The sequence below is a fragment of the Agarivorans sp. 2_MG-2023 genome, from assembly GCF_030548085.1.
In the GTDB taxonomy this organism is placed as follows: domain Bacteria; phylum Pseudomonadota; class Gammaproteobacteria; order Enterobacterales; family Celerinatantimonadaceae; genus Agarivorans.
This window is the reverse complement of sequence record NZ_JAUORQ010000002.1, coordinates 497,051-517,948: the sequence shown is the minus strand read 5'-3', so window position 1 is coordinate 517,948 and position 20,898 is coordinate 497,051. Positions and strand designations below refer to the sequence as shown.

The 20,898-nt window shown below is 44.7% G+C and carries 14 protein-coding genes; 9 read left to right on the top strand and 5 right to left on the bottom strand.

Annotated elements, in window-relative coordinates:
• The first annotated feature begins 11 nt into the window (after positions 1–11).
• Positions 12–791 carry an FCD domain-containing protein gene (locus Q4549_RS04990; protein WP_137672298.1) on the top strand — a complete coding sequence of 260 codons (780 nt, stop codon included), beginning with the start codon at positions 12–14 and terminating at the stop codon, positions 789–791.
• A gap of 71 nt (positions 792–862) precedes the next feature.
• Here the strand turns inward: Q4549_RS04990 and Q4549_RS04985 are convergent, their stop codons facing one another.
• From Q4549_RS04985 to Q4549_RS04970, 4 genes are all read right to left on the bottom strand, one after another.
• On the bottom strand, positions 863–2,482 hold the full coding sequence (locus Q4549_RS04985) for a sugar porter family MFS transporter (RefSeq protein ID WP_303548798.1): 1,620 nt from the start codon (positions 2,480–2,482) through the stop codon (positions 863–865).
• A 228-nt stretch (positions 2,483–2,710) separates the two neighbouring features.
• Positions 2,711–3,802 (bottom strand): 3,6-anhydro-alpha-L-galactonate cycloisomerase, encoded by a 1,092-nt coding sequence (locus tag Q4549_RS04980; protein ID WP_137672296.1) that lies wholly within the window; start codon positions 3,800–3,802, stop codon positions 2,711–2,713.
• A gap of 10 nt (positions 3,803–3,812) precedes the next feature.
• Positions 3,813–4,442 (bottom strand): bifunctional 4-hydroxy-2-oxoglutarate aldolase/2-dehydro-3-deoxy-phosphogluconate aldolase, encoded by a 630-nt coding sequence (locus tag Q4549_RS04975; RefSeq protein ID WP_303548800.1) that lies wholly within the window; start codon positions 4,440–4,442, stop codon positions 3,813–3,815.
• Between the two features lie 27 nt (positions 4,443–4,469).
• Complete coding sequence (locus Q4549_RS04970; RefSeq protein WP_303548802.1) at positions 4,470–5,399, bottom strand: sugar kinase; 930 nt, start codon at positions 5,397–5,399, stop codon at positions 4,470–4,472.
• A 339-nt stretch (positions 5,400–5,738) separates the two neighbouring features.
• Here Q4549_RS04970 and Q4549_RS04965 point away from each other — a divergent pair, with 339 nt between their 5' ends.
• The 5 genes from Q4549_RS04965 to Q4549_RS04945 all read left to right on the top strand — a co-directional run bounded on the left by Q4549_RS04965 (position 5,739) and on the right by Q4549_RS04945 (position 13,580).
• Complete coding sequence (locus Q4549_RS04965; RefSeq protein WP_303509176.1) at positions 5,739–7,211, top strand: mannitol dehydrogenase family protein; 1,473 nt, start codon at positions 5,739–5,741, stop codon at positions 7,209–7,211.
• Positions 7,212–7,219: 8 nt separating this feature from the next.
• Positions 7,220–8,236: a zinc-binding alcohol dehydrogenase family protein gene (locus Q4549_RS04960; RefSeq protein ID WP_303509179.1), complete on the top strand. Its 1,017-nt coding sequence runs from the start codon at positions 7,220–7,222 to the stop codon at positions 8,234–8,236.
• Positions 8,237–8,250: 14 nt separating this feature from the next.
• Positions 8,251–9,258: an Ldh family oxidoreductase gene (locus tag Q4549_RS04955; RefSeq protein WP_137672291.1), complete on the top strand. Its 1,008-nt coding sequence runs from the start codon at positions 8,251–8,253 to the stop codon at positions 9,256–9,258.
• Positions 9,259–9,600: 342 nt separating this feature from the next.
• On the top strand, positions 9,601–12,501 hold the full coding sequence (locus Q4549_RS04950) for a beta-galactosidase (protein ID WP_235836159.1): 2,901 nt from the start codon (positions 9,601–9,603) through the stop codon (positions 12,499–12,501).
• 98 nt (positions 12,502–12,599) lie between these two features.
• Positions 12,600–13,580 (top strand): LacI family DNA-binding transcriptional regulator, encoded by a 981-nt coding sequence (locus tag Q4549_RS04945; RefSeq protein WP_303548805.1) that lies wholly within the window; start codon positions 12,600–12,602, stop codon positions 13,578–13,580.
• A gap of 103 nt (positions 13,581–13,683) precedes the next feature.
• On the opposite strand, the gene Q4549_RS04940 is transcribed toward Q4549_RS04945, so the two are convergent.
• Positions 13,684–14,766, bottom strand: coding sequence for a glycosyl hydrolase (locus tag Q4549_RS04940; protein WP_303548808.1), 1,083 nt, complete (start codon positions 14,764–14,766; stop codon positions 13,684–13,686).
• A 441-nt stretch (positions 14,767–15,207) separates the two neighbouring features.
• Between Q4549_RS04940 and Q4549_RS04935 the strand changes: the two genes are divergently transcribed.
• The 3 genes from Q4549_RS04935 to Q4549_RS04925 all read left to right on the top strand — a co-directional run bounded on the left by Q4549_RS04935 (position 15,208) and on the right by Q4549_RS04925 (position 20,867).
• Positions 15,208–16,476 carry an oligosaccharide MFS transporter gene (locus Q4549_RS04935; RefSeq protein ID WP_303509192.1) on the top strand — a complete coding sequence of 423 codons (1,269 nt, stop codon included), beginning with the start codon at positions 15,208–15,210 and terminating at the stop codon, positions 16,474–16,476.
• A gap of 42 nt (positions 16,477–16,518) precedes the next feature.
• A complete protein-coding gene (locus Q4549_RS04930; protein WP_303548811.1) occupies positions 16,519–17,931 on the top strand; it encodes a carbohydrate porin in 1,413 nt (470 codons plus the stop codon).
• Between the two features lie 80 nt (positions 17,932–18,011).
• Positions 18,012–20,867 (top strand): beta-agarase, encoded by a 2,856-nt coding sequence (locus tag Q4549_RS04925; RefSeq protein WP_303548814.1) that lies wholly within the window; start codon positions 18,012–18,014, stop codon positions 20,865–20,867.
• Positions 20,868–20,898 lie beyond the last annotated feature (31 nt).

The following is a 20,898-nucleotide window of genomic DNA, read 5'->3' as shown; positions in this document are numbered from 1 at the left end:
TAAATTGCATTATGGCTAAGATGGATACCAAGCGACGCTATTACGATATTGGCGTTCAAATCGAAGAGCTGTTGTTTTCTGGAGTTTTTAAAGCGGGCGAGCGACTGCCATCGGAGCGAGAGCTAAGCGAGCGCTTTGAAACTAGCCGGGCAACCATTCGCGAAGCGGTTATTATGCTTGAGTTGAAAGGTTTAGTTGTGGTGCGCCAAGGCGCGGGTATCTACTTTATCGATTCACCGGAAAAAGTCAGCAAACGCACCATTTTACCAAAAAGTGATGTGGGGCCGTTTGAACTACTGCAGGCTCGACAAATTATCGAGAGCAGTATTGCAGGGTTTGCCGCCACCCAGATTAAGTTTAATGAACTGCGTGAGTTAAAACGTGTATTGCAGTTACAAGAAAGCGAAATTAACGGCGATAGTGAAAGGTTTGAAGAGCTTGATCAGCAGTTCCATAGCTTGATTGCTGAGTCCACTCAGAATCGAGTATTAATAAATCAAGCGGTAGACATGTGGAGTACGGTACGTACTACCAACCCTTTGTGGAATGAGCTAAATCACCAGTTTCTACATGAAGAGCGTTTACAGTCAATGTGGATTAACGACCACAAGCGTATTTTGTTAGCTTTGCAAAAACGTTCGCCAGAAGATGCCAAACAAGCGGTATGGCAGCACATAGAGAACAGTAAGCAAGAGCTACTTAAAATTGCCAGCTCAGATAATAGCGACACGGATTTAGACGATTATTTCTTTGCGATGGAGTTCGACAGTAACTTTACTGAAAGCCATTAAGCTAGCCCTGTTTAGATGAAGAAAGCCGCTAATCGTTAGCGGCTTTTTTTGTGGTTTTTTCTTGCGTCTAGCTAGGCAGCTGGCGCACCAGAACTGGCTTCTTCTTGTTCACTGGGGGCTGAATTCCTTTTGCTTTGGCTTTGGCCTACCAAGGTGCCTTCTATCTCTTCAATGGTTTTGTTTTTGGTTTCTGGGAGTAGTGGCCACAACAGTACTAAACCTATTAAGCCAAACATTGAATACATTAAGAAAGTATTGGCCGCGCCAAAGGTAGCTAGTTGCCAAGGGAAAAACTGTTGAATGAGGTAACTCGCGATACTGGTCACCAAAGCAAACATTGGGATCGCTACGCTACGTACTGAGTTGGGAAATATTTCCGAAAACAATACCCACATAATAGGGCCAATTGAGATATGAAAAGCGGCGATAAACGCCAAAATACCAATCAAAATCAGCATTGGGTTAACGCTAATGGCTGCTTCAATAATGTGCCCTTCGTTTAACCTTAAGGTGTTTGCGTCGTAGTTGCTGGCGAGCATTTCTTTAAAGCTTACGTCGTCTTCAAATTGCTTACCTATTTGCGCGGTGAGCGGGGTGGTATCAATCACTTCTTCAAGCTTATCGATAGTTTGTTGGTTAACACTGTAAGTTGCATTGCTAAAGCCGTACCAACAGGTTGCATGGCTTAATACCACGGCCATTAAACCTAGTATGAGTAGCGGCCTACGACCTACTTTGTCGATAAAGAAAATCGCCAGTACCGTAAATACAACGCTGGTTATACCAATATAAATGGCTTGCTGGAATGAGGCATTAAGACCAAAGCCAATTTGCTCAAATACCGTAGGCGCATAAAATAGAATGGCATTCATGCCGGTAATACCCTGTACCACAGCCATAATAAAACCAATCGCAAAAACGGTTTTCATGGGTGATGAAAACAACAGTTTAAGTTGCTGGGTAACGCTTTCGGTATCTTTATGCTCATTTAGGTTCTGTTGGATCTCTGCCTGTACTTCAATGGCCCGTTGCTGGGGCAGAATCTTGTTTAATACTACCAGCGCTTGATCATGTTGGCCTTTCATTGACAGCCAGCGTGGGGATTCAGGCACCCTAAATAACAAGATTACCCAAGCTAAAGCGGGAATAAGTTCCGAGGCCAACATTGTTCGCCAAATCGTGCTAGGCGAAAACAGCAGAGAGTTTTCACTGACATTAGTCACTAAATAGTAGTTAATAAAATAAGCGGCTAATAAGCCAATCACAATGTTGAATTGGTTAGCCGATACAAGCTTGCCGCGTTGTTTAGCGGGGGCAATTTCACCAATGTACATTGATGCGAGTGACAATGAGCTAAAGGCAAGGCCGCCAATAAAGCGAGCAATAGTCAGCATCATAAAGCTGGTTGCCATTGCCGACAGCAGTGCCGAGAACAAATACAACACTGCCACAATAATCAGTGTTTTCTTACGGCCTAAGGCATCGGCTGTTTTGCCTGCAAAAAACAACGCGATAATAGCGCCAAGGCTTGGCGCGCCTACAACCGTACCAATTTGAATGTCGCTAAGTGAAAACTCAGAGGCGATGTAGCGCACTGTGCCAGAGATAATGGCTGCATCTAGGCCGAATACAAAGCCGCCGATAGCAACGATTAACGCATATTTATAGGCATTCCATGTTTTTATGTCCATTTCTTATCCTCAAAGGGGTGATATTCGACAGCTATTTAAACACCTTTGGATAACCAATTTGGCGATCAAGATCGATATTGGTTGATCTTTATTTTAAATTGGTTGTTGTTTGTGAGGTTTATTAATGAATTTGTTGCTAATTAGCAAACATGAGAAAGTGGTGCTTGAGAAAGGAATAAAAAAACACCGCTGAGGACAGCGGTGTTTTATCGATAGAAGCGGGCTGAGTTAAACTTCGTAAGTGGAAATCTTATCCCAATCAAACTCTACGCCAACTCCCGGTGTATCTGGCGCAATAGCACGGTGATTATCTACGACTAATGGGCGCTTGGTATATTCATCAATCGGGAAGCTATGCACTTCTAACCAGCCAGAGTTGGGCTGTGATGATACCAAGCTAACGTGCAACTCCTGCATGCCATGAGAACAGGCTGGAACGTTATGCTGGTTGGCTAAGCGAGCTGCTTTAAGCCAACCGGTAATACCACCACAATTGGACGCATCCGGTTGTGCAAATGACAGTTTAGCTCGTTCAAAGGCGTACTCGAATTCGTGAATGGTATGTAAGTTTTCACCCATAGCCAGCGGAATACTAGTGGCGTCGGCAATCCGGCCATAACCGAGGTAGTCATCTGGAATGGTAGGTTCTTCGAACCAGGTAATGTCGTATTGCTCTACCGCTTTAGATAAGGCTATTGCTTGTTCAACTGTTAGCGAATAGTTGGCGTCGATCATAAAGGTAACATCACTGCCAATCAGCTCGCGTACTGCCTTAATTCGTGCGATATCTTCTTCGGCATTTTCGCGGCCAATTTTAATTTTTACCGCGTTGTAGCCCTTATCTAAGTAACCCTGAATATTGCCGAGTAACTTCTCTAAACTGAACTGTAAGTCGATACCCCCACAGTACGCTTTACAGCTAGAGCCTTCGCCGCCAGCCATTTTCCATAGAGGTTGATTGAGGCGTTTTCCTTTGAGATCCCACAGCGCAATATCTACCGATGAAATAGCAAATGAGGCAATACCACCACGACCTACATAGTGAATGTGCCACTCCATGAAATCATAAATTTCATCAATTTGGCTGGCGTCTTTGCCGATAAGCGCAGGGCCTAGGTCATGTTCAACCATGGCTTTAATGGCATAACCACCTTTACCGCCAGTATAAGTATAACCGGTGCCTTGGCTGCCATCTTCTAAGGTAATGGTGGTGGTCACTAGCTCGAAATGGTCGTGGTCACCGTGTTTAGCGTCAGATAAGATCTCGGCAAGCGGGATCTTAAACAAACGTGTGTTAACAGACTTAATTGTTGTATTCATGGGTATTCTCTTAATCGGCTAGTTGCGCCACAATCTCTTTAACCAGTTTACCAATGGTATCCCAATCACCATTATTTATAAGTGATTTATCCACCATCCAAGTACCGCCACAGGCTAATACACCTGGTAGGGCTAAATATTTTTCAATGTTGTTTTGATTAATGCCACCGGTAGGCATCACTTTAATGTTGGTGTAAGGACCTAACAGTGATTTAAGCATAGCAATCCCGCCAGACGCTTCAGCCGGGAAGAACTTAACGGTATCCAGGCCTAGTTCTAAGGCTTGCTCGACACCCGAGGGATTATTCACGCCCGGTACAATGGCAATGTTGTGTTTTTGACAGGCTTTTACAGTATTTGGGTTTAAACCAGGAGACACGATAAAGCTTGCGCCTGCTTCTTTAGCGGCTACCACTTGTTGCTCGTTTAAAATGGTACCAGCACCAATCAACATCTCTGGTTGGGCGGCTCGCAGTAAACGAATTGCTTCTTCGGCGGCGGCTGAGCGAAAAGTGATTTCGGCAACGGGCAAACCATTATTTGCGAGTTGTTCGCCTAGCGGAACAATGTCACTGGCCTTATCGATGGCAATAACTGGAATCACTTTGAATTTTTCTAGTAGTGCATTTAAATTTTCCATGGGTACATCCGTATAGTCATTGTGAATTTAGTTAAGGTTCAAACGCTGTTCAACTTGCGCCAAAGTAGGAAGAGGAGCGACCGCGCCATAACCCGTAATAGTGATAGACGCTGTGGCATTGGCGTATTTTAAGCAATCTTGAATTTCTGCTCCGCGAACATAGTGAGTACAGAATGACCCCGCAAATGAGTCGCCGGCTGCGGTGGCGTCTACCGCGGTGACCTTGTGTGGTTTAATGCTAAAGCGAGCATGTTGGTCTGCCACAGTTGCCCCTTCAGAACCCTGTTTTAGCACCACAATTTTTGCCCCTAGTGTTAAGTAGTGGTCAATGATCTCATCTGCATGTGTTAGGCCTGTGAGTAGCTGGGCTTCATCAATGCTAGGGAAGCAGATGTCTACCTGTGAAATGGTTTCATTAATAATGGCTTTAGCGCGATTGAGCGACCATAACTTAAGGCGAAGATTCGTGTCGTAAGAGACCAGAGTGTCTGTTTTGCGGGCCAGCTCTATTGCCGCAAATACCGCATCGCAACTGGTATCACTAATTGCTTGGGTAATCGCAGTGGTATGTAATAACTTAGCGTTAGCAATGGCTTCAACGGGTAACTGATGCTTGCTTATTAGGCTGGCAGCAGAGCCCTTCCTTAAGAATGAAAAGTGATGACCTTCTTCATTATGGGTAATAAAGTAAACGCCGGTATGCGCCGAGGCGTTGCTTTCTACTAAATCAAAAGCAACTGACTCGCGTTGCCAAAGCGCTTTAAACTGCTCACCAAATTCATCTGCGCCTAGGTGGGTAATCATGCCTACATTGGCACCTTGGCGCGCTGCAGCAATCGCAAAGTTAGAAACATCCCCACCAAAACCACTTAGAAAGTCAGGCTGCATCGCTTGAGACTGCTTAATCTGACTGAATTCATACATCGGCTCGCCAAAACTTAATATTTCGCTAAACATGACCTGTCCTATTTGATTGCTTAATAGAAGGGCTAATCCCTTAATGAAACCGATGGTATGGGATGAATTAATTTTGGTCAACCAAAATGAGTTTTACGGATATTTAAATACAATTATTTCATTTAGCATTCGATTGTTTATTTAACTCGTTGTTTTTAATTGATATTTACACTATATGCTTAAGAGCTTAATTATAAGAAACTCACTTTGGATAAACTATTTACTTATTTTAGTTAGCCATTTCAGGGTAATTGGTTTACCATTTTGTGATTGTAATCACGGCTATCTGGCTATTTTGTCGGTATAAATGCCATATTGGTTGAACAGTTGGGTGGGTAAATGGCAGTAAGTAATCATTTAAGCCAGTTTCAAGATAGGTTTAAAGCAGTAACGACATATAACAGGGAACAGTTAGACACGAAGATTGTTCACATTGGCTTTGGTGCATTTCATCGCGGCCATCAAGCTGTATATAACGATTTAACTAACCAAGCGTCTGGTGAGCTTTGGGGCATTTGCGAAATAAACATGTTTGGCAGCGAAGATTTAGTGGCTAACTTAGTTGCTCAAGACTGCTTATTTTCGGTTATCGAAAAATCTAAAGACACGGTATGTTCGCGTTTAGTGAGAACCGTTACCGAGGCTATTCATACACCTGTGTCGGGGATTGCTGCAGCAATTGCCAAAATTGCTGAGCCACAAGTAAGCATTGTTTCGCTGACTATCACCGAGAAAGGCTATTGCGTTGATCCACAGTCAGGTTTGCTGGATGAAGCAAATAGCTTAATTCAACACGACTTAGCAAATCCGCAAGCTCCCGTATCTGCTTTAGGCTTGATTACTGAAGCTTTACGAGTGAGACGTGATCAAGGTTTAGCGCCAATTAGCATTTTGTCTTGTGACAACATTCCAGAAAATGGTCACCTTACCAAAAATGCCGTACTCGCTTACGCCGCAAAACTGGACCAACAATTGGCCAGCTGGATTGAGCAGAATATTAGCTTTCCAAGCACCATGGTAGACCGTATTTGTCCTGCGATGACGGCTGAAGAATTTGCTGCCATTGAAGTGGAAGTGGGGTATGCCGACCCTTGTGGTGTGGTATGTGAAGACTTCCGCCAATGGGTCATTGAAGACAATTTTGTCGCGGGTCGTCCAGATTGGGACTTGGCCGGGGCAATGTTTGTAAACGACGTTTTGCCTTACGAAGAAATGAAGTTACGCATGTTAAATGGTAGCCACTCGTTTTTGGCTTATAACGGTGCCTTAGCGGGTTACGAGTACATTTACCAATGTATGCAAGACCCAACATTTAAAGCCGCCACTTTAAAGCTTATGACCCAAGAGCAAGCTAAATCATTAAGCCCGAATTTGAACGTAGATTTGGAGCAGTATGCCGGTTTGCTTATCGAACGTTTTAGCAACGCAAATGTAAAACACAAAACTGCACAAATCGCGATGGATGGTTCGCAAAAGCTTCCTCAGCGTGCGGTTGACCCTTTGTTACAGCTGCAAAAGCAAGGCTTAAAAGTGACTTGCTTACCTATTTTAATTGCCGGTTGGATGCACTCCATTATTGGTGCAGTGAAAAAAGGCGAGCAAATTGTCGACCCATTGGCTGACGAGTTTAAGCACATCGTTGATAGCCACGCCGAGCCTTTAGCCCAAGCTAAAGCCTTGCTCGCAATAAACAAAATTTTTGGTACTCATGCAAGCGATAACGCCAAGTTTAGTCAGCAAGTCGAATCTGCCTTTGTATCTATTGAAGAATATGGCATTGCGTCGGTGATCGACTCAATTGCAGTGAATTAGGAAACAACATGAAAACTCTAATCTGTAACGAACCGTTCTCTATTGAGTACGTTGAGCGTGAAAAGCCGGCTGTCGGCGCTAACGAAGTACTGTTAAAAGTAAAAGCCGTGGGTATTTGTGGTACCGACATTCACGCCTTTGCCGGCCGTCAGCCATTTTTTAGTTATCCTCGCGTATTAGGCCACGAGATTAGTGGCATTGTTGAAGCGGTTGGCAGTGATTGTTCTAGCGCCAAAGCGGGCGAGCGATTTTCTGTGATCCCTTGTATTCCATGCGGTGAGTGTGCCGCCTGTGAAGAAGGTAAAACTAACTGCTGTGAAAATGTCTCTTTATATGGGGTTCACCAAGATGGCGGCTTTAGTGAGTACCTTAGTGTATTAGAAAGCAACCTGGTTAAATTGCCAGAAGAAGTGAGTGATAGCCAAGGCGCACTGATCGAGTGTTTTGCGATTAGCGCCCATGCGGTGCGTCGTGCTGAAGTGAAAGCGGGACAACGTGTTCTGCAAGTTGGCGCAGGCCCAATTGGCCTAGCGGCAGCAGCCATTGCTAAGGCGAACGGCGCTGAAGTAGTTGTAGCCGATGTGAGTGACGAGCGTCGCGCACATGTAGAAAAAGCGCTTGGCATTAAAACCTTAAACCCGCTAGCAGAGAACTATGTTGAAGATCTAAAAGCGGCATTTGGTGGCAAATTAGCTTGTACCTTAATGGATGCTACTGGCAATAAAGGTTCTATGAGCCGCAGCGTTGAGCTAATTCGCCACGGCGGAAAAATCGTATTTATTGGTTTGTATATCGGTGATTTAGTACTCGACGATCCAACATTCCACAAAAAAGAAACCACCTTGTTAAGCAGTCGTAATGCAACCCGCGAAGACTTTGAGCGAGTGATTGAGCTGATGAGCAAAGGCCAGATTGACGAAAACATCATGAAAAACCGTGATTATGATTTCGACACTGTCGGCCTTTCTTACCAACAGGATGTAGTAAACAACTCAAGCCTTATTAAAGGCGTTATCAACTTTTAGTCGCGCAGGTAATTATGACAACAGTACACGTAAAGGAAGCCGAGTTAAAAGGACTTGCGCTTAACAAACTTATTGCAGCAGGCCTTGACGAGCAAACGGCCAAGGAAGTCACCGAAGTATTAATACACGCAGATGCTACCGGTGTGCATTCACACGGTGTTATGCGAGTAGAGCATTACTGTCAGCGTTTAGCCAAAGGCGGGTTAAATCGCGCCGCTACATTCTCGATTGAACAGGTATCACCCTCAATGGCGGTACTTGACTCAGATGATGGCATGGGCCATTCGGCGCTAATCGCTGCCACTAAACACGCCATAAATCTAGCCTCTGATACCGGATTAGGTTTTGTAAGTGTCAAGAATACCTCGCATTGTGGTGCGCTTTCATACTTTATGGAGCAAGCCACAAGCGCAGGTATGATTGCCATTGGTATGACGCAAACCGACACATGTGTTGCCCCGCATGGCGGAGCGGCCAAGTTTTTGGGGACCAACCCAATTGCCTTTGGTTTCCCGGTAGAGGGTTCTACGCCAATGATTATTGATATGGCGACCAGTGCCACCGCGTATGGCAAGCTATTACATGCCAAAGAAACCGGTCAATCGATCGGTAAAGGCCTTGCCATTGATGCCGAAGGCAACGAAACAACCGATCCTCATAAAGTGGCCAACTTGCTGCCATTTGGTGGCCATAAAGGCTCTGGCATTGCCTTAGCTATTGATGCGCTAACGGGCATGTTGATGGGGGCTAACTTCGGTAACCATATTGTGCGTATGTATGACGACTACGACAAAATGCGTAAGCTGGCCAGCTTAGTGATTGTGATTGACCCAACTAAACTGGGTAACGCGTTGTTCCCAGTGATGATGGCTGCAATGGTCAAAGAGTTGCACGAAGTTCCGCCAGTACCTGGTGTTGACAAAGTGCTTGCACCGAACGATTTACAAGTGGCTTATCGCGCCGAGTGTGATCGTAATGGGATCCCTGTTGCCAAGGGAGTTCACGATTACTTAGTGAGCTAAACCAGTAAAGGTAGCAGCATAGTGTCGCTCTGTGTTGCTACTAGCCTAGGTACTATCCTGCAATGGTTCCGCAAGTGCCTAGGTTTCTTCCTTCCTTATGTCTGTAGCTCTTCGTTGACTACAGCGTACTTCTGATCTCTTTAGTTACTGATTTAATTGAATTTTTATCTTTATCTCTGTTACCAAAATACCGTTATAGCTCACATAAGAATTCTAATTGGTATGCTAACTTTTATTTTGGTTATCCAATATTGCTTAGTGGTTGTCCAATAATATTGGTTTTGGTTATCCTTTTAGGGAGGAAATATTGTGCTGTTTAAAAAGAACAATTTAGCAATCCTAGTGTCTGTTGTACTAGCTGGGGTTTCAGTTTCAAAGGTTATGGCAGATGACACTAAGCAGTCGAGCGCCAGCGAGAATACATCGGGTGATATGACTAGTGCGGCAACCCCGCTCAATCTTACTGAAGCGGCGATTTTAGAAAAGATCACCCACAGTCATAGCCAGTTTTCTGTAGTAGAGAAAACAGCCGAGCAAAGCAAAGACGGATTGAAAATGAATTTTGATGCGATCTCCGAAGCGGAGGCGCAATCAAAATGGCCAAACGTGAAAATTCATTCCAAAGCTGGCCCATGGGATTGGAATACCAAAGGTGGTTTGAAAGTCGCGTTAGAAAACCCCGGTGCAGCAGACGTTCGCATAGAAATGAAGGTGAGCGATAACATTGGCATTATGGGCTCGGCCGATAACCAAGTTGATCTGCCAATTGTTTTACCTGCGGGCAAAACCACTACCGTTGATTTTCTGTTTAACGGTACTCAAATGAATATTGAGGGTTACCGAGGCGGCAGTAAACTTAACCTAAAAAGTATTGCCGAAATTCAGTTTTATTCGGTAGGTCCTATCGCCGCGCAAGAAGTGATTATTCACGATATTAATTTTATTGAGCGCACCGGTGATTTTGTTAAATCAGAGGCGCGTGAAGCAGAAGTGATTGCAGCGCCTATTCCAACCATTGCCACTTTAGCTGATTTTAATGATGGTTCGAAAGGCATTGCCAGTAATACCCATGGCACCAAGCTTACTTCAATAAGCCGTGGTGAGGGGAAAGGTCTAAAAATTGATTATGCTGCCGATGCCTCTTATCCAAGCGTGACCTTTAGTGCTGATAAACCGTGGAATTGGTCTGAGCATGGTGACTTTACTTTAGCCTTTGACGTGGAGAACCTGAGCGATGCAGGTGCGCAGTTGTTTATTCGCGTTGATGATGACGTAAATGAAAAACAAGGCGGTAGCGCTAATGGCGTAATCCATAGCCGAACAGGTTACGTGCAATTGCCTGCAGGCGAAGCGGGTACTTACTACTTTACGCTTGAAGAGCTAGCCAAAACCCTCGACTCAGGCATGCGTGGCGAGCCACCTAAAAAGTCTTACCAAGCTCAAGCGATTAATTTTGGCTGGGGTGAAGCCAAGCTAGATTTAGCTAATATTGTGAGCTTTCAGCTGTACATGCAAGATCTACAAAGCGACCTTAGCTTGGTCATCGATAACATTCGTTTAGTGCCAAATCTTAGCGCCGATACCAGTCGCTACCAAGGTTTGTTGGATGAGTTTGGCCAGTTTACTAATGAAGACTGGGCCGAGAAAATTCATTCAGCAGAGGAATTACAAAAGCATGCTAAAGCCGATGTTGCGCTTATCGACTCAGCTAAACCTATGGCCGACAGAACGCCTTACGGCGGTTGGAAAAGTGGTCCTAAATTAGACGCAACTGGATATTTTAGAACTGAGAAAGTAGACGGTAAATGGTCACTGGTTGACCCAAGTGGTTACTTATATTTTGCCACCGGCTTAGACAATATTCGTATGGATGATACCTACACTACCACCGGGGTTAATTTTACCGATTTGGTGTTGTCTGAAGACTTAAGTTTGCGACCCAGCCAAATTTCGCAAGCCAGTTACACCGATAATCAAGACGCCCGTTCGGTTGCCTCTGATTTGCGTAACAGCATGTTTAATTGGTTGCCGAAGTACAGTGATGCCTTAGCGCAAAATTACCAATATTCCACCATGATCCACACCGGTCCGCTAGAGCATGGCGAAGTATTTAGTTTCTACAGCGCTAACCTACAGCGTAAATACGCCCCGGATTCTCGTGATGATGCGATTGGCGTATGGCGAGATGTCACCTTAGCGCGAATGCTTGATTGGGGTTTTACTTCATTAGGTAACTGGGCCGATCCAAGTTTTTATGGCAACCAGAAAGTGGCATATGTTGCCAACGGCTGGATTGTAGGCGATCACCAACGCATTAATACCGGTAATGATTACTGGGGACCGATGCACGACCCTTACGACCCAGAGTTTGTTAGCTCGGTAAAAGCCATGGCTGAACAAGTGGCCGCTGAAGTTAAACAAGACCCTTGGTGTATAGGCACCTTTGTTGATAACGAAATGAGCTGGGGAAATACCGAGTTCGCGGCTAATCACTACGCCTTAGCGATTGCTGCTTTACGGAGTAATGCCAAAGACAGCTATGCCAAAGCAGCGTTTGTTAACTTATTAGAAGCTAAATATGCCAAAGATATCGCAGCACTAAACCAAGCGTGGGGCAGTGCAGTTACCTCTTGGGATGAGCTGGCTAAGGGCTATGTACATCAAGGCGAAATGAACGACGCGATTAAAGCCGATTACAGTATGTTCTTGGCCGACCACTCCGACCGTTACTTTGCCATTGTACAGCAGCAAATGAAGCAGGTAATGCCTGAGCACTTGTATTTGGGGGCGCGTTTTACTGAGTGGGGAATTACTCCAGAAGCGGCCAACAGTGCAGCTCAATATGTAGATGTAATGAGCTACAACCTATACGGCAATGATATGTCGAAGGGCGACTGGAGCCATTTAGCCGAGTTAGACAAGCCGAGCATTATTGGCGAATTCCACTTTGGGGCAACCGATAGCGGTATGTTCCACCCCGGTCTTGTTGCCGCCGATACGCAACAAGGTCGCGCAGAGAAATACGCCCATTACATGGATAGCGTTATTGCCAACCCTTACTTTGTGGGAGCTCATTGGTTCCAATACTTAGACTCGCCAACTACTGGCCGAGCTTGGGATGGCGAAAACTACAATAACGGCTTTGTTACGGTAGCTGATTCTCCTTACGAGAACTTAGTTGCAGGCGCAACCGAAGTAAACCGAACGCTGTATTCGCAGCGTTATCCGGAGCTTATTAAGTAACACTAAAACCTTGATTAACAAAAGACGAGCTGGCCTCGTCTTTTGTTTTATCTGTTTGATTATAAAAATAAATAACTAAGCGCGAAGTAGGGAAGCAGATGACCACAATTGTAGATGTTGCAAACAAAGCGGGTGTCTCGGTAGCAACGGTATCTCGCATTATTAATAAAAATACGCCGGTGAGTGAGGCTAAAGTGGCCAAGGTAATGGCAGCAATTAAAGCACTAAATTTTGTGCCTAATTACCATGCGCAAAACCTCACCGTTAATCCACAAACTGGACCTGGGATGATTGTGCAATCAATCCAAGATCCACTCAGTGCCAGTTTACTGAAAGATCTTTCTGCTAGAGCATCAAGTTTATCGCAACCATTGCACCTAGCCTCTGGCGCGCACTCAGAAGCTCAGGAAATTCACCTGTTAGAAAACTATCTTGCTTTAGGTGTTCAGGCTTTATATTTCGAAAGTCAGCATATGGACGAACAACGGCTAGCTGAGTTTATGCGCTTGCATCCCCGTTTATTGGTGGCTAAGCGTTATGTCAGTCAGTTTGCTAGTCAGTGTTTGCACTTAGATTTGATCGCCAGTTTATGGCTGGCAATCACATCTTTGGTTGAGCGTGGGCATAGGCATATTACGGTATGTTGTGATGCACAGCAGTATCAGGAAATAAGCCCACAATTAGTCAACATTGACAGCCCTTTTAGCCAGGCAACGCTCACGGTGAACTGTTTGCCTCATGACCCTAGCGATCGTATATCGAGCGTTATTGGTTCTGATAAGTGCTCGGCGCTGGTGTGTTTATCACCCCGTTTAAGTTGGCCAATATGGCAACAAGTGCAACAGCAAACTGAGCAATTAAATCGGCAGATTGAGTTTATCGGCGCTTCAAACAATGCCCCTGGAGGCAAGCTCAGCTACAGTACGCTGTTTTATCCGGTGGAGGCGATGGCACGCCAAGCCTTGGCATTTTTGTTTGCCGAGCAAGCAGAAGTGCGTGGAGCATTTGTTGCCCAGTTAGAAGCATGTTATTCAGAAAACGAACTTTCGTATGTTAGTGGTTTAGGCGCTGCGGGCTAAGTGGTTTGATGGACACATTTTATTACTGGCCGGGGCGATTCACTGAGAGAATGATATGTTGAGATGTAAACAAACGGCCCACAATTAAGTGGGCCGTTTTTTGTTAGTTAGAGTTTTGGTAGGTTGAGGCGTCGAGCACTTGTTTTTTCACTCGGTAACGGCAGATAAAGTTCCAGTTCCAAGAGGCATCATATTGGTGACACAATCCCCACTCCAAGCCGGGTGAATCAATATCACTGGCTTGGTTAGGGCGGAAAATACCTAAGGCCTCGGGAGCGCCTTTTATTTGCGACATTATCTCAAAGTTAATGCCGTCTGCTGCCCATTGTACGGTGTTCTTTTCTGGTCCATCGGTAGTAATCAAAGAGGCGATGCCACCATCTTTATGCCATACCGCCACTTCATGACCGCTATTAGAAATTGGGTTGTAGTCTGATTTCACATAAGGGCCAAGAATATCTTTAGCGATGGCGACACCGTGTTTAATTTCGCGCCCGCCCATGTTCATTTCTTCTCCCATGGTCTCGCCTTTGTAGTAAAGGTAAAACTCACCTTTAAAAAACATTAAGCAGGGATCGTGAACTTTATGGCTATCGAAGCTACCTTTAGATTCCACTAAAAAGCGATTGTCTTCTTCGGTACGCCATTTGCCATCTTTAGCAGGGCTAACAATGGGGGCTGGGGATTTGTTCCACGGGCCAAATGGGCTGTCTGCCCAAGCAATGGCAATTTCTTCGAACTGGCGGTTGGTATAGGGCGCTTGTACTGTTTGATAGACCAAATAGTACTTACCTTGATGAGCTAATACTTCAGGCGTAAACACTGCGCGGTCGTCGTAAGCACCGGCTTCGCCGGGAGCAATAGCACAACCATGCTCTTTCCAGGTGATGCCATCTTTAGAACTAGCGTGCCACACTTCAGTTAAATCCCAAGGAAATACTTTGTCTTGTGGGTTGCCGGTAAAACCAAGTGTTTCGCCTTCACCTTTGGTGTACCAGCAATGATAAATCCCCTCTACTTCTATTACTGCAGTGGGGTCACGGCGAATAACGCCTTCTTCAAAAGCAAAGTCTCCCTTTAGTGTTTGTTCGTCAAACTCAATCAGCCACTCTGGCCCTTTATTGTCGTAACCGCGTTCAATTGCACGCTTACTGGCCAAGCTTAGCTTGCTGTTTATCCCTGACATATCTACCTCTATGCGTCATTAATCTAAAATGTTTAATCTATATTGGTATGAAAGGTAAACCAATTTGTCTTAATGGTACATTAACTTGCTGTTTCTCTAGGATCAATATGAAAGAAAAGTGACCAAAAGCACATTTTAAGAACTTACTTTTAACCTTTGATAATAGCCATACTGAAAAACGCAAAGGTTTTGTATGACAAGTTTATTGGCCTGTGAGCCCCGCCGCCAAAGGGCTCAAGCATTTTACCTACTATTAACCTATTAACCAATTGTTGTTTTGGTATGACTTTCTGCCAACCAAAGTACTGATTTATACCGAAATGTTAGCGGTGTCACTTTAAATTGGTTGATCATTATGTACGATTACTCCAGTTATTTAGATATTGGTTTACCAGTGTGGTTTTAGCATTGAGTAGCTATCGCAAAGTTAATGGAGTAAACATGAAAACCGATTCTAACCGAGTCGCCATGGGCAAAGTTTGCCTTATGTACTTTTTTTACAATTTCTTCTGGTCATTAAGCTCTGGCTCTTTATTCGCCGTTTGGTTGAATGACAAGGTAGGCATTGACGGTTCTCAAATTGGCGTGTTGTTTGGTTTGCAAACGGGCATAGCGGTATTATTTAAACCGGCCTTTGGTTACATTCTTGATAAGTTGGGCCTTAAAAAACACCTCATCTATTTTATCTCTTTCCTCAGCTTATTGATTGGCCCGTTTTATATCTACGTTTACGGCCCGTTATTGGGTAACGATTCAACTTTTGTATTAGGTATTGTCGCCGGCTCGCTTTACTTAGGCATGTTGTTCCAAGCAGGAAGCGGAGTTATTGCGTCTTACAGTGACCGTTTTGCACGCTGTCATGAAAACGATTTCGGTTTGGTGAACGGTTTTGGTATTGCTGCTTGGGGTGTATCTGCAGTATTGGCGGGTTACCTGTATAACATCAACCCTGACTTTATTTTCTACGCTTGTAGTATTGCTGCTCTGTTGATGCTGATTTGTGCTTGGACACTAAAAGTTAGTCACTTAGAAGACGTTGATAACGACGTAATATCGCAAGACAAAATTCAAAAAGAAGACGTTATTCGCCTGTTGAAGAACCCTAAAATGTGGGCCTTCATGACCTACGCGGGCACTATCTCGGTGGTGTTCTGGACATCGATGAGCCAGTTCACACGTTACTTTATTAGCTTTTTCCCTACCCAAGAAGAAGGCATTTCTTTTAGCTCAAATATGGACGGCTTAACCGCTGTATTCCTGTTCTTTGTTAGTGCGGGTGTGCCTTTCATCATTCGTAAAATTGGCGCGAAAGGTAGCTTAATTCTTACTGCTGTGGGTATTACCTCATTCTTGTTAATGATTGGTTTTGCTGGCCTTGGCGAGAAGAACTTGTACTTGGCGATTGTTGCCAAGTTGCTGTTCGGCATTGTTAATCCCTTACTCATTGTGTCGGTGTTTGCTTACACGGCTGAGCAGTTTGATAAGAAAGTAAATTCATTCACTTACATGTTTGGTTTCCAGGTTGTTAACAACTTAATGACCGCGATTGCTGCGCCAGTAATGGGCGTGATGTATGACCAACATGGATTCCCACACAGTTATATCTATTTTGGTGTGTTCGCTGCTGCGGCAACAGTGCTAGCAATGTTCACGCTAAGTTCCACCAAGAAGCTGACTACAACAGATCAACAAGAAACAGTAGCAGCTTAAGTAATCAAAATTATATTTTAGATAAGGATGTTAGGTAAACGTATGAAAACACGTATTTTTGCACTATCTGCTTTGGCTATATCTTGCAGTATGGCCCACGCACAAGAAGAGTCTGCTTTAGACTATTTAGGTGCGCAAGTTGTAGAAGGCGCGCGCTTTTGGGGTTACGGCCGCGGCGGTACAGGTACTTCTACAGATAAAGTTTTAGGTCTGCGTTCAGATCTTGCCAACAACGGTTTCAATATTATTGAAACAGCAGGTAACCCACACGCTCAAACGGGTCGTTTGGGTAACGAAGGTAACTTTGCTGAATTCCACGTTGATTATGGTCTTGTGTTAAACGACATGAACTGGGTAATCAAAACCAACATTGCGACAGATATGGAAAAATTCAATCTGGACGAATGGTGGGTAGCTGGCCAAGGCGTATTTAAATCAAGCCCTGGTGCGGTTATTTGGGTAGGTAAGCGTTACTACCAACGTTATAAAGCAGAAATTCTTGATTATCACATGCTACAAAACGATGGCGTGGGCGCAGGTATCGACGATTGGGATTTCGGTTTTGCCAAGTTTAACTTTGGTATCACTAAGCAAGAAAATGGTGATACTTATGGTTCAGACTTCTGTTCAACCACGGATCCAACTTACGAATGTGATACCAGCGGTCGCTCGGGCTACCGTGGTGGTTACCACTCAGTAAATACCCGTTTGCATGACATGAAAGTGACCGACAATATTGCGGCCTCGCTATTCTTTAACTACGGCTTCTACGCTGGCTCTGATACGACATTGAGCGAAGGCGGCAGCATGACTGCCAAAGATATGCAGCCAAATAGCTACCAAACAGGCTTTAGCATCAAGCAAGGCCAATGGGCTGACTACAACGAGTTTGTTGTGCGTTACAGCAGTGACATTGGTAAGTCGATGACCCAAGACTGGTTAGACACTCCATCTACGCAGATTGGTGCTTTCTTCCAAGGTATGCAGGAGCTAGGTGATTCGTTCCGCGTACAGTATGCCGTGGTATACGAAGGTCAGAAGTTTGATGACGAAGCTTTAAAACGTAATCTTGTTTCTATCACAAAGTCTGATTGGGGCAACATTACTGTTCGTCCTACTTACATCTGGGATGACCGTTTTTCAACGGACCTAGAATTAAGCTACGACCAAATCAAGCTTGATGCCCGTGAAGGCTATGGTGAGAGTGGTACTAACTCATCGTACAAAGTGACCTTATCGCAAAATGTACATATTGGTGGCACCTTCTGGGACCGTCCTGTATTGCGCTTCTTTGTGACCTACGGTCAATCTGATACTGACACCACGGTTTATAACAACCGCCACGGTGAAGGTGTAGATAACCCTAGTTGGGAATGGCGTCATAACCCATACGTTACTGAGAAAGGTAAAAACTCAGCGACCACAGTGGGTGCTCAATTCGAAACTTGGTGGTAAGCCAACCACAGTAATACCCACTTAGCACTAGAGCTCGCAGGCTTAGGCCTACGAGCCTCTCACTCGTAATGGTAGAACTTATGAAATTTACAAAAAATAAAATTGCTGCTCTGTTATCGCTCGCTATGCTGGGTGTGTACGGATGTGGTTCAACCCCAAGTTCTGTCGACGCCGAAGGTGGCGTTGAAGATGTCGGCGGTACAGTGCCTGATTTTGAATCAGCCTCTTTTTTCAAAAAAATAAAGAAAGATCATGCTAAAACTCAAGTGGTCACCGATCAAGGTGTTACCAATGGTGGAAGCGCACTTAAAGTCGACTTTGATTCAGTTTCTGAGGCCAACAAATTTAAGTATTGGCCAAATGTTAAGGTGCATCCTGATGCAGGCTTTTGGAACTGGAATGCCAAAGGTAGCTTAACCTTAGACTTAACCAACCCAACAGATAGCCCAGTCAACATTATTCTAAAATTGGCTGACAACGTGGGCGTGATGGGATCGGGTGATAACCAATTAAACTATGCGGTTAATGTACCTGCTGGTGAAACGGTTCCGGTAGAAATGTTATTTAACGGCACCAAGCGTAAGTTAGATGGCTACTGGGGCGGTGAGAAGCTTAACTTACGCAACATTGTTGAGTTCCAAATTTTTGTGCAGGGCCCTATGGATGCACAAAGTGTAATTATTGATAACTTTGATTTAGTGGATGCTACAGGGGACTTTATTGAAGCCTCTGGGCAAGCTGTAATGGTGACGGGGCCTATTCCAACGGTTGCCTCAATTACGAGTTTTGATGAAGGCCAGCCTACATTTGTAGCCTTCGACCGTAGCGCTGCCGCCACCGTAACAGAGCTTAAAACTGACATGGGCGGCGAGTTAGCGGTTAAGTTATCTGCGTCAAATGCCTACCCAAATATTACTTTTAAAGCACCTCAACCTTGGGATTGGAGTGAGCATGGTGACTTTAGTTTGGCGTTTGATTTAGAAAGCCAAACAGATGAACCTTTACAGTTGTTTGTGCGTGTTGATGACGCCGAAAACGAAAACTGGGGCGGTACCGCAAACGGTGTAGTCGACAGTATGTCTAGCTATGTCACTTTAGCCTCTGGCGATGACGGGACCTTCTATTTACCGTTGGGACAAACTGGTGATCAAATCGTATCTGGGATGCGAGCAGAGCCACCTAAAAAGTCTTATAACGCACAGGCTATTAGTTACGGTTGGGGTGAGAAGAACCTGAACTTATCTAATATTGTGTCGTTCCAGCTGTATTTACAAAACCCGACTAAAGACGCTGAATTTACTATTAAAAGTGTCCGTTTAATTCCTAACATTGATGCAGACACAACTCGCTATGAAGGTTTGATTGACCAATACGGTCAATTTACGGGTGCAGATTGGCCGAAGAAAGTAACAGAAGATGAAGAACTTGCTGTTATGGGTAAGTTGTCGTTGATGTCACTTAAATCAAGCAGCCAAATGGAAGGCCGTAGCATTTATGGTGGTTGGGCCGATGGTCCAAAACTAAAAGCAACGGGTTTCTTCCGTACTGAAAAAGTAGACGGTAAATGGTCGTTGGTTGACCCTCAAGGTAACCTGTTCTTTGCTACTGGTTTAGACAATATTCGCATGGACGATACGGTAACCATTACCGGTCACGACTTTGCAGATAAAGACAAGCGCAGTGGTAAAGAGGTAGCGTCTGAAGTGAGACGTTCAATGTTTACTTGGTTACCAGAAGACGGTGACACCCTTGCAGATAACTATGACTACGCCAATTGGGTGCACTCTGGTGCGTTGAAAAAAGGTGAAGTGTTTAGCTTCTACGGCGCTAACTTACAGCGTAAATATGGTGGCAGCTTTGCCGAAGCCGAAAAAGTGTGGGAAGAAATTACCATTGACCGCATGCTTGATTGGGGCTTCACCACGCTAGGTAACTGGGCTGACCCAATGTTCTACGACAACAAAAAAGTTGCGTACTCAGCAAACGGTTGGATCTTTGGTGACCACGCTCGTATTAGCACCGGTAACGATTACTGGGGCCCAATTCACGACCCATTTGACCCAGAGTTTGTGGTTAGCGTGAAAGCGATGACCAAAAAGCTAATGACCGAAGTAGATAAAAATGACCCGTGGATGATGGGCGTATTTGTCGACAACGAAATCAGCTGGGGTAATACCAAAAACGATGCTAACCATTATGGCTTAGTGGTAAATGCCTTAAGTTATGACATTAAGAAAAGCCCTGCTAAAGCTGCCTTTACAGAGCATCTAAAAACCAAGTACTGGGCAGTAGAAGATCTTAATTCAAGCTGGGGCGTGAAAGTGGCGTCGTGGGCTGATTTTGAGAAATCATTCGACCACCGCTCGCGCTTAAGCAAAAACATGAAGAAAGATTATGCCGAAATGCTGGAAATGCTTTCTGCTAAATACTTCTCAACAGTTCGCGCTGAGCTTAAGAAAGTACTGCCTAATCACCTTTACCTAGGCGCACGTTTTGCCGATTGGGGAGTAACTCCTGAAATCGCTAAAGGCGCAGCACCATACGTAGATGTGATGAGCTACAACTTGTACGCCGAAGACCTTACCTCTAAAGGTGATTGGAGCAAGTTGGCCGAGCTAGACAAGCCAAGCATTATTGGTGAGTTCCACTTCGGTTCTACTGATTCGGGCTTATTCCATGGCGGTATCGTATCGGCAGCGAGTCAGAAAGATCGCGCTGCTAAATATACCAACTACATGAAGAGTATTGCTGACAATCCTTACTTTGTAGGTGCTCACTGGTTCCAATACATCGACTCTCCAACTACGGGTCGAGCTTGGGATGGTGAAAACTACAACGTTGGTTTTGTATCAGTGACCGATACCCCATACGTTCCATTGGTTGATGCCGCTAAAATTTTCAACCAAGACGTTTATAAACTTCGTTACAAGAAATAATCGCAAATACGATTTAGCACTCCCCTAACAG

What these genes read in the sequence shown, in the direction of transcription:
- Q4549_RS04990 (WP_137672298.1), top strand. Translation starts at nt 12, where the DNA reads ATGGCTAAGATGGATACCAAGCGACGCTATTACGATATTGGCGTTCAA.
- Q4549_RS04985 (WP_303548798.1), bottom strand. Translation starts at nt 2,482, where the DNA reads ATGGACATAAAAACATGGAATGCCTATAAATATGCGTTAATCGTTGCT.
- Q4549_RS04980 (WP_137672296.1), bottom strand. Translation starts at nt 3,802, where the DNA reads ATGAATACAACAATTAAGTCTGTTAACACACGTTTGTTTAAGATCCCG.
- Q4549_RS04975 (WP_303548800.1), bottom strand. Translation starts at nt 4,442, where the DNA reads ATGGAAAATTTAAATGCACTACTAGAAAAATTCAAAGTGATTCCAGTT.
- Q4549_RS04970 (WP_303548802.1), bottom strand. Translation starts at nt 5,399, where the DNA reads ATGTTTAGCGAAATATTAAGTTTTGGCGAGCCGATGTATGAATTCAGT.
- Q4549_RS04965 (WP_303509176.1), top strand. Translation starts at nt 5,739, where the DNA reads ATGGCAGTAAGTAATCATTTAAGCCAGTTTCAAGATAGGTTTAAAGCA.
- Q4549_RS04960 (WP_303509179.1), top strand. Translation starts at nt 7,220, where the DNA reads ATGAAAACTCTAATCTGTAACGAACCGTTCTCTATTGAGTACGTTGAG.
- Q4549_RS04955 (WP_137672291.1), top strand. Translation starts at nt 8,251, where the DNA reads ATGACAACAGTACACGTAAAGGAAGCCGAGTTAAAAGGACTTGCGCTT.
- Q4549_RS04945 (WP_303548805.1), top strand. Translation starts at nt 12,600, where the DNA reads ATGACCACAATTGTAGATGTTGCAAACAAAGCGGGTGTCTCGGTAGCA.
- Q4549_RS04940 (WP_303548808.1), bottom strand. Translation starts at nt 14,766, where the DNA reads ATGTCAGGGATAAACAGCAAGCTAAGCTTGGCCAGTAAGCGTGCAATT.
- Q4549_RS04935 (WP_303509192.1), top strand. Translation starts at nt 15,208, where the DNA reads ATGAAAACCGATTCTAACCGAGTCGCCATGGGCAAAGTTTGCCTTATG.
- Q4549_RS04930 (WP_303548811.1), top strand. Translation starts at nt 16,519, where the DNA reads ATGAAAACACGTATTTTTGCACTATCTGCTTTGGCTATATCTTGCAGT.
- Q4549_RS04925 (WP_303548814.1), top strand. Translation starts at nt 18,012, where the DNA reads ATGAAATTTACAAAAAATAAAATTGCTGCTCTGTTATCGCTCGCTATG.